Below are 15,845 nucleotides of genomic sequence, written 5' to 3' on the forward strand. Positions count from 1 at the left end.
TATGTGCTAGGATTATTTGTCATGTCTAAAACTAGAATTTAAATCTTAGTCTCATTCTTTCAGGAACATGGTCTTTTAATTATTTGATGGAAATAAAGAAAATCTGTTGACTAATCGTAAGAAAAAAGCCTGCAGACACTGCCTTCGAAATGAAGGCTTTGTCTACAAGCTGAGCAGCCCTCATACTGGGCTGCTTTTTTTATCATCATTTGAGGCGCGATAACTGATGTTAATTCATATAACGATATTCTCTCAGGCTATTCAAAACAGAGATTTCCTGCAATAGCTCCTCACCAACATTCGTTTCTCCAACCGTTTTTCTCTCTAATTCTTCATCTACCAATCTTTTTACTGATAAAACATCCGTTCCTTTACATAAAACCTCTTCTTTTGAATTAAAATGTTTATGGGCGACCAGCTGCATACCGTAGGAATTGTATAGCAAAGTGTATCCAGCTATACCTGTTGTCGATTGATACGCTTTGGAAAAACCACCATCGATGACAATCATCTTCCCGTTTGCCTTAATCGGATTTTCTCCATCAATTTCTTTAACGGGCGTATGGCCATTGATAATACGGCCTTGATCCGGATTAAGATCAAATTCGGTTAGGATTTTACGGCAAATGTCCTCATCTTCACGCAAATGGTAGTATGGGTTCTTTCTTTCTCTATGGGTTTCCTTATCCTGAATAAAGTACCTCTCAAAGGTTGTCATTTCTCTTTTGCCAAAGAGCGATGAATATTCTCCTGTCCATAAATACCAGACCATATCTGTCGCAAGGTCATCCGTCTCTTCAGGATGGGCAAAGGCATACCGTAAATAATGTTCAAAAATATCAAGCAAGTCACGGCCGGCATAGGTTTTATTTTCAATCACCATTTTTTCCATGTTTCCTTCTTCATCTAAAGGAATACATCCATGTATTAATAAGTTCCCATTATATCTCAAATAAAGGCTGCCTTTTTTCATTAGAAAATTCATATGTCTGGCTAGTTTTTCTGAATGCTGAACAGAAAATAACAGTTTATCCAGCACTTGTTCTTCTTCCTCTAATAATTGATCAGGCTGCTCCGGGTTAATGGTTGCAAAACACGTGTTTTCCAGCGGAAACGTTTTCCCCTGAATCGTTACTTCGTTTTTGTCATAATCAATTTTTTCAAGCAAAAGCCTCTCCGACATATCAAAGCACGGGCGTCTTTTGATGATCGGGCTTTCAAGCTTGAACTGAATGATGGAAATGGCTTGATGAATTTTGGTGATTTGCAAATGTTCCTGCTCCGATAGGTTGTTATCTGACTGTCTCTTTGGCCAAAAAGCTGGATTGTCGTCATAGTACTTTTCCGCAAGGTTCAGAAGCGGTCTTAGATTGATTCCATAAACATCTTCAATAATATCTAAGTTATTGTAGCGGGCACAGATACGAATAATATTGGCAAGACAAACCTTTGAACCTGCAAAAGCACCTAACCATAGAACATCATGATTCCCCCACTGAATATCAACGGAATGATAATTAATAAGAGTATCCATAATTTTATGAGGATCAGGTCCACGGTCATAAATATCCCCCACGACATGAAGATGGTCTACAACCAATCTTTGAGTCGTATAAGCAAGACCAATAATCAGCTTATCAGCCTGGCCAAGTGAAATAAGTTGCTGGACCATTTTTGTATAATAATCTTTCTTGTTTTTGAATTCATCTGTTTTATATAATAACTCTTCTACAATGTAAACAAACTGTTTAGGCAGTGCTTTCCGTAATTTCGAGCGTGTATATTTGGAAGAAGCATAAGAAATAAGCTGCATCATACGCTCTATGATTTCTATGTACCATTCGTGTAATTCTTTTTCATTGCCAAAATGACTTTTAATTAATTGTAATTTTTCTTCAGGATAATAAACCAATGTCGCAAATTCATTTAATTCTTTTTCATATAATTTATCTTTAAAAAGGTCTCTGATTTTCACTTTTACATTTCCCGAACCATTTCGCAACACATGCTGAAAAGCTTGGTACTCCCCATGTAAATCACTGACAAAATGTTCAGTCCCCTTTGGCAGATTAAGGATCGCTTCAAGGTTAATAATTTCAGTGGCTACTTTTTCTTCGCTGTCATATTTTTGCGCTAACAAATCTAAGTATTTTGAATTCAAAATTATGTATCCCCTTTCAAAAATCGTCATTCATTCTTCACTAATATGTTTACTACTTCTATTATAAAAGAAAAATGAAAGATACGTTATAACAATCGTTACTATTTTAGCCATGTTTTAAGCAGCGTGTTGTTTAATCATTACAGACTTTTCTGAAAATGATAAGATTTTTACATTCTATGGACGAACTGTTGAGTAATAGTTTGAGTTGTTATGCTCCTACATTTAGTCCGTGTTACATGCTATTAATGATATTTTATCAAAAGAAACAGAGGCCCGTTTTAGGTTCCTCTGTTTTATTTCTTATATAAAAAGCACTTATCGTTTAAGTACTTTTCCTAACAAACTTCATTTAAGAAGAAACATAACACTTATTTGTCCTTCTTCAACTTCTTCTTCATCACTTCTGCCATTTGTTGAGAATGTAAATCCTCTTCTTCATAGAGCTTATTCACGATGTTTTGATAGTCCTTTTCATTACGATTTTGACTTAGTTTATTGGCAGCTTGAATTTCTTGTACTTGAATCTTAAATCCAACAATTCCTTTTAATTCTTTTTCTAACAACTGGGGGGAAAGCTTATCCCATAGAACTGGATTCTTACGGTGTTTTTCATACTTTTGCAGCAGCATTGCCAGGTCCTGTTTTAACTCTTCTTCGTTCAAAATGCTGGCTGTACCATACACATGGACAGCTTGATAATTCCATGTTGGAACATTTTCCTGTTCATACCAGGAAGAAGAGATATAAGCGTGTGGTCCCTGGAACATCACCAATACATCTTCACAGGTTTCGAATGTTTTCCATTGAGGGTTGCCATACGCCACATGCCCCGTTAAATAGTATACATCTTCTTCTTTCCTTAATTGCAATGGCAGATGGGTCGCAATGGGCTTACCTTGTTTTGTTGTTACGAGCGTTCCAAATGAGTTCATTTGAATAAACTCTCGAATTTCGTCTACATCCGTGACTCTATAATACTTAGGAATATACATGACCAGGTTCCTCCTTCATTCACTTCATTGTAAAATATAGTATGGTACACAATGACATTTAAAAAGGTACAATTTCAAATAAACAAACATGTCAAAGGGGCTTAAAAATGAAAAATACTATTTTTGCTTTGAAGAAAGATTCCCCTAAATACAAACAAATCTACGAACAGTTCAAGCTATGGATTGAAGGGGGAGACATCCTTCCTGATGAACAATTGCCACCCATTCGTCAGCTTGCAGACTCCCTTCATGTAAGCCGCAATACGACATTAACAGCTTATGAGCAGCTTGTAGCTGAAGGCTATATTCGCGGAGAAGGAAGAAAAGGTTATTTCGCAAATGAGTTAGAACCGCTTTTACTCCAAGAGACATTCATCTCTCTTAATGAAAAGAAAAGTAAACCGACGGCACCTGCCCTCATCAATTTCCGAGCAGGCGCCGTAGACCAAACACACTTCCCTTTAAAAACTTGGAGGAGGATCGCCAATCAAGTATTAACGTTACCGGAGAGCTTCCGATATGGGGACCCCTTTGGTGAAATGTGCATACGTGAACAAATTGCCACATACTTACTCCAATCTCGTGGAGTGAAAACAGATGCAAATGCCATTATTATCGGCAGTAGCACCCAGCAAATGCTTATCAATCTTGGGCATATATTGAAGGATGATTTCTCCAGTATTACAGTAGAGGACCCCGGGTATGATGGCGCGAGGGAAGCTTTTCAATTTCATCGTTTTACGATTGAGACGTTACCCGTTTATGAATCAGGGGCTGATTTTTCACAATTAGAACAAATGAATTCACGATTAATCTATGTAACACCTTCTCATCACAGTCCATATGGGGTAAGCATGCCTATTCAACAGCGGCAAACACTTATTCATTGGGCTGACAAGGGGCAAGGATATATTATTGAGGACGATTATGATAGTGAATTTCGCTATACACAACAACCCTTTCCAGCTCTTGCTTCCATTGATTCAGCAAAAGTCATTTATTTAGGGAACTTTTCAAAGTCCTTTCTTCCAGGAATTCGTTTAAGTTATATGGTGCTGCCACAGCCCCTTTTAAATCGTTATAAAAATCAATTTCATCATTTTGAAGCTACCACTTCCCTGCTTAGCCAGCTTACAATGGCTAAATTTATGGAAGAGGGGGAATGGAGCCGGCATATTAAACGGATGCGTCTTGTTTATAAAAGAAAAATGCAGCACTTAGTAGCTGCATTAAAAGAGCAACTTGCTCAAAATATATCCATTATTGGTGAACAGTCTGGTTTGTACGTACTAGTCAAAGTACATTTGAAGCGTTCAGAAGAATGGTTAATTCAACAAGCTTCCTCTCATGGTGTTACGGTATATCCTACGTCGCTCTACTTCATTAAAAATAACACCGACGAACCAATGGTTAAACTAGGTTTCAGCAATCTTTCTTATGATGAAATCAAACTTGGTGTGAAAATCTTAAAAAAGGCCTGGTTTTGAACTACCGCCCACTTACCTGACGGTTGAAGTGGGGGTGTTCTCGCCGAAGATGATAAAACAACTCCGCAATCGTTAGTTCTGTCTAACATTGCGGCGGTCCTAGAGACTTAAAAATGCATTTTTTATTGAATGAACGAGCCCGTTTATATAATAAACAAATCAACAATATTATTTAGCAATCTGTTCTCGTAAGTCATTTATCAAAAAAGCTTTTGCTCAACAGTATCGGTTTACCACTGACCAGTAAGCGAAGAAGTTCATGTATATTTTAAAAATCCGGCTCTAATTAAACATATAAATATAAAAGAAGGAAGAACAGCTATTAAGCTGCTCTTCCTTCTTTTATTATCTTGCCCTACAAGTTTTGTTCCCCCTTTCTTTGCCTGGCCATCTCAATAGTAGATTTTGTATTCACAGCAGCTACATCTTTCTCTTTGGTGTGTTCACTTATGTATGATGCAGGATCTTTTGCTGCTTTTTGATTAGCGGTTATTTCGCGTTCTATCAGAAGATAATGACTTCACTCATAGAGAGGCCTATTTTTGGTCAATATGAGTCTGGGACCTCTAGGCGGCACAGCTGCTTGTTTAGATTAATTTAAAATGCTATTAGTAATGGAACTGATAACATCTACAGAGAATTTTGTTAATCAAAAAAAGAGAAGAGGAATAGTCCCCTTCCCTTCTTACCTTTTGTGCTTTATTAAGACGTAATATTGGTTCTTCTTAAAATTCTCTCCAGTAAAGAACGTTAATGATTGTTTGAACAGTCCAGCGGCTTGAATCATTTAAGAAGATTACATACACATTCATGAAAAGATGCTTTCATTTAACAAAGTTTAAAAAATCATTCCTTGCCAGATTTCGTGATATCAGCTTCAATTCTGCTCATGAACTCTTCTGCTGCGCTGTATCCTTGTTCCTTTAAATACCAGTTGTTTGCAGCGGCCTCAATTAACCCTGCCACATCACGCCCAGGCTGAAGCTGGATTTCTATGGAAGGGACCTTAACACCCATATAGTCAGTATAGTGAAATTCCTGTTCCAAATCATTATACAAGGCATCCTTCTCCCATTTAGTCAAATGGATATCAAGAGCGATTCGTGTTTCATCCTGAAACGCCTTACGACCGTATAAGCGGACCACATTTAATAACCCAATACTGCGGAGAGCCAAAAACTCCTTGGTTTTCTCGTCATGTGTGCCTAGAATGGTTTGCGGACTAAGCCTCTTTAGAACAACAATATCATCGGCAACCAGCCGGTGTCCCCGGCGAATTAATGTGTGTGCTGTCTCGCTTTTCCCTACTCCCGAGCTTCCGCGAAGTAATATGCCAATGCCTGACACATTCATACAAACTCCATGTATTGCCATTTCGGACGCCAATTCCTTTATTAAATAACCATCCAATTTGGTGATGAACTCTGAAGTGATCTCAGGCTTGTTTGTTACTAACAAGGGGATCCCCTGCTCTGTACAATGATGAATTAAATAGGTAAGCCCTTCTTCACCAGCCGTTACGATAAAACAGGGTGGATGATAGTGAACAATATTCCCAATTCGGAGCTTACGTTCTTCATGGCTTAATTTATGTAAATATGTAATTTCCTTTTTCCCCAGGATTTGAACTTGTTCTGTTGGAAAAAAATCGAAATGACCAACAAATTCAAGGCCCGGACGATGCACTCGCGGCTGCGTAATTATTTTCTGCAGCTGGCTTTCACCAGCCAGCACTTTCAATGAAAACTTCTGAACCAAGTTTTCAACCGTTATTTTTTTCACTCTATACTCACGTCCTATTAGCCTTTTTATAATGAATTATACTTTAGATTACTGGCGTCGTCACCCATTTACGAACAGGCTTTCCGAAAGCTGGGTGTTGGCAGTAAGTATATAGCTGGTTCGTTTCGTTGTTAAAATGGCTCCCCCACTCTTTTGATGAAGTGAATATTCTTTAACAGGCCTTTTCTTTAAATTCGTTAGCGAAAAATCAACCGTAACGTTTAAGAGAGTCTTTTTGTGGAAAAGCCAGTGTAAGAACCAAAGTAATCAAGCACGTTCAATTGCCGCGACAAAACGCACTCCTAAAAATTAAAAAGCAAAAATTCTGTACAAGCAGCAAGCTCACAAAAAGTGGTCCATAAAGGCTGCTTTTTATTTTGATTAAAGTGCTTTATTATGAAGGATATCCGTCAAAATCCAGGAGGGATTTAGTGTGACAAAGGAAAAAACAAAAAACATTGCCGAGCTTTTGAAACAGTCAAGCCATACAGTGATCTTAACTGGAGCCGGCATCTCGACTGAAAGCGGCCTTCCCGACTTTCGTTCACAGGGCGGTCTTTGGGATGGCAGGCGTCCAGAAGAAATCTCCCACGCTTCTAAAGTAGGGACGGATGAGTTCCGCGAATTTTTCACAAAACGATTGAATGATGCAGCCGGACATGAACCAAATGCTGCCCACCGCCTTTTGGCAGAGTGGGAGAAAAAGGGATTGGTTAAATCCATCCTTACCCAGAATATTGACGGATACCATAAAGCGGCTGGAAGCAAAAAAGTTCTTGAGCTTCACGGACATCTTCGCTACCTCACCTGTGATAGGTGTGGACGAGATTATGATGCAAGTAAATTTACCGTTGAACACAGTGATGTTTGTGTGGATTGCGAAGGAACTGTTCGCCCAAATGTGACTCTTTTTGGAGAAGAACTTCCGCATCTTGCTTGGTCTGAAGCGATTGAGGAAGCTAGAAAAGCAGATTTAGTGATCATTCTTGGCACTTCTCTTCAAGTATGGCCGTTCAACTCCTTAGTTGATGAAGCATATCAAGGAGGAAATGCCACCCGAGTTGTCATTGTAACAGAAAGCGAAACACCATATGATGGAATTGCAAGTATCCGATTGCATGATAAAATTACAGCCACCTTGCAAGCGGTAAACGAATACCTGGTATAACAGCGCCATTCTCTGGTGCTGTTTTTATTTTTACTTTTTTATCTTTTACCTCGTGAAACCTGATAATGAACTTCTTATGTTCTCAATACAGGTTAGACAGCCTTTTTTAACTACAGGGTGCAATAATATACTATACGCCATTTCATTTTAAGATGTAATATTCATCAAGATAACTTGAAAGGAGTTTCCTTATGAATATTACATCTTTTTTTATGTACTGTTTTATTGTTACCTTTACACCAGGACCTACCAATATCGTCATATTATCCACAGTACATAATTTTGGGACCAAAAAGGCAATGGAATATACGTATGGAGCAACGATTGCTTTTGGTTTATTGCTTGCTATTTCTGCTTTGTTGAATACGTTGCTTGTCACGATACTGCCTAAAATTTTAATGGTTATGCAGATAGTCGGTAGCGTTTATATGTTCTATCTCGCTTATCAAATTTACAAAATGGATACATCGAAAACAGCTGTAAACCAAACGGGTACCTTTATGTCAGGCTTTCTTATGCAGTTTTTAAATCCAAAAGTGGTCCTATTTACAATGACTGTCATTCCTAGCTTTATTATGCCCTACTATACCGCAGTTCCTATAGTGACAATTAGTGTGATAGCTATCACTCTTATTGGATTTTTAGCATTTGTCACATGGGCTCTTTTCGGTACAATCTTCAAGGAATTTTTACAGAAGCATAAAAAAACAGTTAATGTCGTGATGGCATTATTTTTAATTTATGCTGCCATCATGATATGGATGTAGGTAAACAAATGAAGGAGAAAATAAAACGCAACAAACGATAGCTTTCTTGAAAATGAAACAAAGCAATGAAAAGATTGTCATGGTAACAGCCTATGGCTACCCTTCTGCAACACTTGCAGAACTAGGGGGATCACGATATTTTAGATTATGGTATTGAACGAGGCCCTAAGTTTGTAAAATAATACCATTCATTGAATCCGTTTGTACTGGAACCCATCCAGGCTTATACTGCTAGTGTAAAGAATAAACGTTTTCCTGAAGAAAACATTCTTTTAAGATGAAGGAAGAGGAACGGAAAGGACTTTATGGAGGCAAGCAATAAAGGCAATTATAACTAGTTATGTCTGGCTTCCTTATGTAGTTTTGAAATCCAAAGGGTGAGTGAAATGGACAAATTTATCTATAAAAAATCGGCAGGTATTACTGCACTGTCAGCAAGTATGACTGATTTTACGTATAAAAAGCACTCTCACCAGGAGTATGCAATAGGTGTAACATTGCGCGGTATTCAACGGTATAACTTGGATGGCAGTTTACAATTATCCTACCAAAATGGTGTGATGCTTTTTAATCCAGAACAGGCACATGACGGAATGGCACATGATGAGACAGGCCTTGATTATGTAATGCTCTATATTGAGCCACAATTGCTTTCAGAGACTGCGGAAAAAAAGGACATGATACGCTTTTCAACCCCTGTGGTGTACGATGAAAGACTTGAACAAAGAATATTAAGTCTTTCTCATGCCATATTAAGCGAAAAAGAGGAGGCTTTGTGCAGCGAATTATTCTTATCCCTCACAGACAGCCTTACTCAAACAAACCTTTCTACAGACTATAAGAAAGATAACGCTCTAATTAGAAAAGCAAAAGATATGCTCCATGCCAACTTAGTTCATGTACTTAAACTTGATGACATATGTAAAGAGCTTCATTTATCAAAATTTCAGTTTATCAGGTTATTCAAGGCTCATACTGGGATTTCACCCTACCAATACTTTCTTAACTGCAAGATAGAACGTGCAAAGCAATTAATAGAACAAAATGGAGATGTTTATTCAGCAGTAACGGAATATGGTTTTGTTGATTTAACCCATTTAAATAAGCACTTTAAAAGCGTGTATGGCATAACAGCATTTGAATATATGTCACATTTAAATTGAGGCGCCTTTCCTTTGAGTTAATTGTTGAAAGAGCCTTTTACTCAACAGTTTCAGTCAACTATCTAATAAAGTTTAGTATAACAAGTTTTATGAGCTTCCCATTTTTTGTAACGATGCATACTGCACTTTTCAGCAGGTCGATCTCTGCTAGCGCTTCTAGATCTATAAAAGTAGGATTTTCTCAGCTTTTGTCTTTTCTTTAACCCAATGTTAAATGTCATATCTTTAGAGCTTTTGTCAGATGTATTGTTATTTCTCTTGATTTCTCATATGCTTTTTTCCTGCCTTATTTTAAATAAACAAAATAATCTGGAGAAACAACATGATGAATAATCAAATGAATCTAGAAGAGTTAAACAAGCAAATTAACGGCCTTCAACATATTTTGATTGCCGCCGGGCTGAAACATGGCCTTGGAAGCCCAGAAGCTTTAAGGTACAGTGAACAATTAGATGAGCTTATCTTTCAATACCAGCTTCGAAATATAGGGAACTTTAAAACTGGATAAGACTTCTTCTTTTTTCTTCTGCATAACTTTTCATTAATTAGGCCATAATAGTACTGTCATCTAGATCCCACATTACACATCGTTATGTTTTCTGCAGTCAGGTTTTTACCTGGCTGCTTTTTATTGCTCTTTCCAACAAAAGAGCAGGTCACTTCCCTGCCAGTCCACTCAACCACTAACCTGATAAATGTCGGTATTTGTCGATCAAATTGTATAGAATGCGGCCCTATTTTATAGCACAATAAAAAGAAATACCTATCTTGCATAACGTGATTTTATGGAAAATAAAAGCTCTAAAAAGAGAAAAATTTTCCCCTTTTATGCAGTCCGGTCAGCTAATGTAAAAGTTGCAAAATTATACGAACCGATCATGAAAACGGAGCTGATAAATTGAGTAGCTTATCAGATGGTATTCAAAACGCATTATTAAATATTTTCATAGTTTATTCTTGTTTCACTTTCTATTTCAAGTTTATTGAAGGAAAAACCACCCCATTGACAAGTAAAATTATGGTTACGCTTGTCTCTGCCGTATCCATTATTTTTTGCATGAGCTTCCCTATTATCAATTCTGCAGGCCATACCCCTGATTTTCGTCAAATCCCCCTCATCGTTGGGGCCTTATATGGAGGGCGCAGGGTTGCGATCGTATTAACAGTAGTGATGCTGACATATCGTTTTTATTTAGACATCCCTCATTTTCATATGGCTTTATTGATTTATTCTCTGTTGCTTCTTTCAATCATTTTTATTATTCCCTTCTTCCAAAATGCAGTTAATATGCGGCGAAAAGTACAATTGGCTGCAATAGCCGCTTTATTTGGATCAGGTTCCAGAATGGCACTGATGTTTTTCTTTGATTCAGAAAAAACAGATGTGGAATACCTTATCGTTTTCGTTACGATCTTGTTCACCCAATTATTGGGGGTTGTATCGTTTGTGATTGTAAATGAAAGAACAAGGCAAAGTGCGTTGCTTTCCAGAGAAGTACTAAAGCTTGAAAAACTTAGAACGGTCAGTGAATTGGCTGCAAGTATTTCTCATGAAGTCAGAAACCCGTTGACTGTTACAAAGGGATTTGTTCAGCTATTGCGCGAGTCTGGCCTTTCGGATGAGGAGAAAAATAGATATGCTGAAACGGCATTGGAAGCACTGGATAAAGCAGAAGCTACGATCACAGAGTATCTTACCTTTGCGAAGCCCTCATTAGAAGACGTAAAGATATTGGATCTGCATCAGGAAATCATCCATATGCGAAATTTCATTGATTCTTATGCTGCTATGAACAGTGTAAAAATTGAAATGAACCTGACAGCGGATATTTATATTGCCGGTGAAGACAAAAAACTACACCAGTGCCTTATAAATGTAATGAAAAATGGAATTGAAGCGATGCCTGGCGGAGGGAAGTTACGAATTGATCTATGTCGTATTGCAAGTAATGCCATTGTCATTATAACAGACACAGGGATCGGAATGAATAAAGAGCAGCTTGACCGTTTAGGAAATCCTTTCTTCACGACGAAAGACATTGGAACCGGCCTTGGCACGATGGTCGTTTACAGCATTGTGAAAGCCATGGGTGGAAGAATTAAAGTGGACAGCGAAGTTGGGAAAGGTACTCGCTTTACGATCTTTTTCCCAACAGTGGAACAGACTATTCAATCTCCAACAGACTATTCAATCTCCAGTGGAAGTATCAGATAAACTGTCCTCTCCCCTTGTTTAGCATCAGGAATGAAGAGTGGCTTGCTATTTTAAGCTGCTCTTTTTTATTTTCTTACATAGGAAATGCTCAAAGAACCATAAACAATTAAAAGAGACAGAGTAATAATCATTAGGATATTGAGTTGGGCCTGACCATTTTATCATCCTTATATCTATTCTTTTTGACAATGATAACATTTGAAACATAAAAAAAGCACAGCCGATTTGCTGTGCTTTTTACTCTGCTATTTCTAAATCTTTATTGCTCTCTAATTGCATGGAAGGCTTTTGAGCTGCTCCATCCCCAAGTACGACCATTTTTCTGGCCCTATCCATAATCCTTACTAAATCCTCATAGTCTTGCTGCATGGTGAGTGCTCTTTTTTCAAGCTCTTCGTATTTTGTTTCTATAGCCGTTTTCTCTTGTTTTACCGTTTCAAGTTCTCTTCGAAGGCTTTCGTAATCTGTCTCAGAAGCATTTATATTTTGCAGGAAAGCAATAACCTCTCTCATCGTAAGAGTATTAGAGCTTGGAATTTCTATTGTGTCTCGGTCTGCAGGATTATTTTCAGAAATAATATGAAGTCCTGAAGGCCGTTCCTTCTTTTGGCCATTACGAAGATGTTGTTTTCTTTGTTTGCGTGCAAGACTTAATGCTTTTTCGTACTGCTGCCTGATCACAGCATTCCAGCGGAATCCGCATGCCGCGGCTGTTCTGTTCAATGTATCTCCTACTTCTTCAAACGCTTTCAGTTGGGTACTTCCCTCTCGCACATAGCGTAACACCGTCTCAGCAAGCAGCAAATCATTTTCTTCTGACCAGGCATCTTGTCGCACTTTCATCATTTATCTCCCCTTTTATTTGGATGACCTTTTCATCAAGATAGCCGCTTCTTCCATCTTTTATACAAAAATACTTAAAATTATCTATTCTATTTATATTCTGTTTAGCTTCAAAGTATTTGTGAATGTTAACCAATATTTCCTTTATGTTCATCGATGCGATACAATCTGCTGTTATGTTTATAAAATCTAAAAAATAGCAAGAGCGGTCCTTAGACTGGTCCTGCTTCTTCTATTACCTTACATGCTTTGCACCGCTCTTTTTGCTGAACCATTTCATTTGCTTTCTTATAATGTACTCACCATTTATGTAAAAATAGCCTGGGTAGTCGTATTGTGCTGTCTTGCTTGCCTTGAGAAGTTGGTGGAATTGGACCAAGAACTGCAGATCGGGCACGGCAGCTCCTTGTCCATTTCCCACTATTTGACGGTAACTCGCTTTGTATTCAACTTCGTTTTGACTGTATGTTTAATAACAAGTTTTCTATTCACAGCAACTGCATCAGTATATTCACTTATGTATTGTTAAAGGTTCTTTCACTGCTTTTTAGTTAGCGGTTATTTCGCGTTCTCCCAGGAGATAAATGGCTTTACTGAAGAAAGACCCAAGTTATCACCATGCTTTCTGTTTAGATAATGCCAGATAAAAGTAAACTCATACTGACAAAAGATAATGACTTCAGCTCGACAAAGAGCCTTCCACTATGAACAATGATTCATTTACAAAGCATAGAGCCCAAGGAATCCAAATTCCTTGGGCTTCACTTGTCAAAGCAATATCAAGCATGTATGTTGCTTTTATTCTTGAATAAATTCTTTTTCTATATGCGCAACTTTTCGGTGTTCGTGCTGCCGCGCAAATAAATTTCTTTTTAAGATTCCTGGATTTTTATTTTTTTAACAAACTTATGTAATTTCATTATTTCTTCTGAATCCCACTCACGAGGAAAATTGAATTCCTCCCATAAAACACCCTTTTTATAATAGGCAAGTGTTTCCGTATTTTGCTCTATGCCATTGTTATATAAAAAATGCCGGTCATTTTTTGTATTTTGCTTTACATAACTAAAGTGCTTAGTAAATAGCTTATTGTTCTTTAATGCTTTTGTTACATGAGCCATGTTTTCTGCTTCTTGGTCTTTGTAATACGTAAGCGCAACAAACCCGCTTTCTTCATCCTTCATGAATTGCTTGAATTCAGCTGTATCAATTTCTTCAATAGTTTGCTGGTTGCAGCCACTCAACAAACCTAAAATAATAAAAAATCCGAAAGCTAAAAACCCTTCTTTCATCCTTTGTCTCCTTAAATACTTTAAATTCTCTTTCACTTAGAAAGACGAGGTTCTCGCCTCTCATATGTGGATTTCCCTGCTTCCTCCCATTACCCAAAATGAGATCATTTAAACGCTTAAAATTTTAAGTAATATTTTTTATTCGCCTCTCGTCATCCCAAAAAAACAGCCGCCATTCCTTAAGATGAAAGGGATAGCGACTGTTCCTTTAGGTTTCAAAACAAAATTCTATTTATGCTGAATTTAAAACTAAACTTTATATTTGATTTTCGTGAACCTCTCCACCTAAATCAAAGATTTTGATGGAGCATCCCTTCTCTTGAATACAGTACAACATCAGCTGGTTAAGCTTCCTTCGGAAGCCCGAGTGCATGATGAAGACTAATGAACGAAGACAAGGTCTGGGATGTCCTTATTGCCAGCTCAGGAACTTTTGCCTGAAGTGACAACCACTTCGTTTCCGAAATGGATTTTTGAAAAGCCCGAATGAAATAACGGGCGCCTATATTATAAGAAGCGGATAAATCCGCGTGATAGACTTTGCCTGTTGAAAATACGGCAAGTTCTTTTTTCCGGTTCCGTTCCACTTTTCCAGAGCCATCGAACGCCAGGGCGCTGGTGTTTCGCGGATTGATTCGGGAAATGCGCATGCCCAGGCAGTGCGCCATTTCTTCCACTTTGTTCTGGATGCTTATTTTTCGCCATCCGTGAAGCTTAAAACGAAGTTTCCTGGCTCCGTAAAACCCCTTGGGGATTTTCATTCTGCCCAGGTACTCGAATACGATAACGTCACAGCCATGCTTTACCGCGAATTTTACAATTTCATGGCTGGTGTGGCGGACAATATGCTGCTGGTACCCATTGATCTGCCGCCAAAAATTAGGCACATGAATGCGGCCGCTTGTCCGCTGGGCTTTCCGCAGTTTATTTGTTAACGTCTGCAGCCGGTCTTTTTCTTTAGGCTGATCAATAAATGTCCGGCCTAAGACAGTGCCTTTTGCATCGATAACGGAACAAACAGCAGAATTCGTCAGCCCTAGATCTACCGCACATACTTTTTGTTCTTGAATAGGTGTTTTTGTTAAAGTGACTTTATTTTCATAGCTGATGGAAAGGAAGAATTTCTTTCCCCGCTTAATCAGCTTAGGGTTGTTCTCTTTCCATTCCCAGACACCCCTTTTATAAAGGTCCTGCCCTTTAAATTCGATATCTGTCCATACCCAGTCATTCTGGCAGAATACCTTGATTTGCGCAGTCGTATCTGACGTCCTGTTGAACATGTTTCCGCGATAAAAAACGGGGAACTCTTTATGCTTCACTTGCAGCCGCGGAGGCTGTTTTTTAAACTTTTTTCCTTCAGAAAAAGCGTATTTCTGCTCTTTTTCCCAATTTTGATAGTTAGATCGGAAGCTCTTTAATTTGCCAAAAGCGGAAGCAATAGCACTTCTGCGAAAATAGGACGGAAACTTGTAAAAACGTTCGTTAAACTCTTTGTATTTCGGAAGAGGATTTGATTTGGTTGCGTGAATCAGTTTTTCTACTGCCGGCACAATTGATTTTGTTGTCAGGTCGTCGGTATGATCAAACTCTTTGTCGATCACTTGAATGATGAAAGACAGGGCGTTATTGTAAATATCCAGCGTATCATTGAAGATTTCGGTCCGGTTTGTAATTTTGTGCAGCAGTGACTTCGCAACTTTCATGATCAAACCCTCCTTTCCATTTTTTAGTCCTTATGATACGTTGATCGTATCAAAATGGAAATCAATTGTAAAACGAAAAGAGAATCAATATGAGTGATTATAAATAAGAAGCGGCAATGGGTTTAATGAAAAAATATATAGAAGAGTAGGAAGAATTAAGACCTTAGCGCCTAACCCCCACTAAATCCGAGATTTTGAAGGGGAATGCGGCGCTAATTTTTTGTTCAAACAAGGCATCTGTTAGTTCCTCATTTTGATTTGAAGCCGGT

General features: G+C 38.1%; 12 protein-coding genes. 6 read left to right on the forward strand and 6 right to left on the reverse strand.

The genetic code is table 11. The features are described from left to right. Positions 1–229 precede the first annotated feature (229 nt). Positions 230–2,161: a fructose-1,6-bisphosphatase gene (gene fbp, locus M3221_RS24110; RefSeq protein ID WP_251274607.1), complete on the reverse strand. Its 1,932-nt coding sequence runs from the start codon at positions 2,159–2,161 to the stop codon at positions 230–232. 371 nt (positions 2,162–2,532) lie between these two features. After that, on the reverse strand, positions 2,533–3,156 hold the full coding sequence (locus tag M3221_RS24115) for an FMN-binding negative transcriptional regulator (RefSeq protein ID WP_251274608.1): 624 nt from the start codon (positions 3,154–3,156) through the stop codon (positions 2,533–2,535). 107 nt (positions 3,157–3,263) lie between these two features. Between M3221_RS24115 and pdxR the strand changes: the two genes are divergently transcribed. Further along, entirely contained in the window at positions 3,264–4,643 is a 1,380-nt protein-coding gene (gene pdxR, locus M3221_RS24120) for a MocR-like pyridoxine biosynthesis transcription factor PdxR (protein WP_251274609.1), read from the forward strand. Positions 4,644–5,489: 846 nt separating this feature from the next. On the opposite strand, the gene hprK is transcribed toward pdxR, so the two are convergent. After that, entirely contained in the window at positions 5,490–6,425 is a 936-nt protein-coding gene (gene hprK, locus M3221_RS24125; RefSeq protein WP_251274610.1) for an HPr(Ser) kinase/phosphatase, read from the reverse strand. Positions 6,426–6,858: 433 nt separating this feature from the next. On the opposite strand from hprK, the gene M3221_RS24130 reads away from it, so the two are divergent. From M3221_RS24130 to M3221_RS24150, 5 genes are all read left to right on the forward strand, one after another. Next, a complete protein-coding gene (locus M3221_RS24130) occupies positions 6,859–7,593 on the forward strand; it encodes an NAD-dependent deacylase (RefSeq protein WP_251274611.1) in 735 nt (244 codons plus the stop codon). A gap of 191 nt (positions 7,594–7,784) precedes the next feature. Then, positions 7,785–8,360: a LysE family translocator gene (locus tag M3221_RS24135; protein ID WP_251274612.1), complete on the forward strand. Its 576-nt coding sequence runs from the start codon at positions 7,785–7,787 to the stop codon at positions 8,358–8,360. Positions 8,361–8,746: 386 nt separating this feature from the next. Next, on the forward strand, positions 8,747–9,523 hold the full coding sequence (locus tag M3221_RS24140; protein WP_251274613.1) for an AraC family transcriptional regulator: 777 nt from the start codon (positions 8,747–8,749) through the stop codon (positions 9,521–9,523). Positions 9,524–9,845: 322 nt separating this feature from the next. After that, a complete protein-coding gene (locus tag M3221_RS24145; protein ID WP_251274614.1) occupies positions 9,846–10,031 on the forward strand; it encodes an aspartyl-phosphate phosphatase Spo0E family protein in 186 nt (61 codons plus the stop codon). 390 nt (positions 10,032–10,421) lie between these two features. Then, positions 10,422–11,738 carry an ATP-binding protein gene (locus M3221_RS24150; RefSeq protein ID WP_251274615.1) on the forward strand — a complete coding sequence of 439 codons (1,317 nt, stop codon included), beginning with the start codon at positions 10,422–10,424 and terminating at the stop codon, positions 11,736–11,738. A 237-nt stretch (positions 11,739–11,975) separates the two neighbouring features. Here the strand turns inward: M3221_RS24150 and M3221_RS24155 are convergent, their stop codons facing one another. From M3221_RS24155 to M3221_RS24165, 3 genes are all read right to left on the reverse strand, one after another. Further along, positions 11,976–12,581 (reverse strand): RsfA family transcriptional regulator, encoded by a 606-nt coding sequence (locus M3221_RS24155; protein WP_285882068.1) that lies wholly within the window; start codon positions 12,579–12,581, stop codon positions 11,976–11,978. Between the two features lie 872 nt (positions 12,582–13,453). Beyond that, positions 13,454–13,873, reverse strand: coding sequence for a hypothetical protein (locus M3221_RS24160; protein WP_251274617.1), 420 nt, complete (start codon positions 13,871–13,873; stop codon positions 13,454–13,456). Positions 13,874–14,217: 344 nt separating this feature from the next. Then, positions 14,218–15,576: an RNA-guided endonuclease TnpB family protein gene (locus tag M3221_RS24165; RefSeq protein WP_251274618.1), complete on the reverse strand. Its 1,359-nt coding sequence runs from the start codon at positions 15,574–15,576 to the stop codon at positions 14,218–14,220. Between the last annotated feature and the right edge of the window lie 269 nt (positions 15,577–15,845).

Origin of the sequence: Domibacillus indicus (assembly GCF_023715895.1) — a bacterium.
GTDB classification, from domain to species: Bacteria; Bacillota; Bacilli; order Bacillales; family Domibacillaceae; genus Domibacillus; species Domibacillus indicus_A.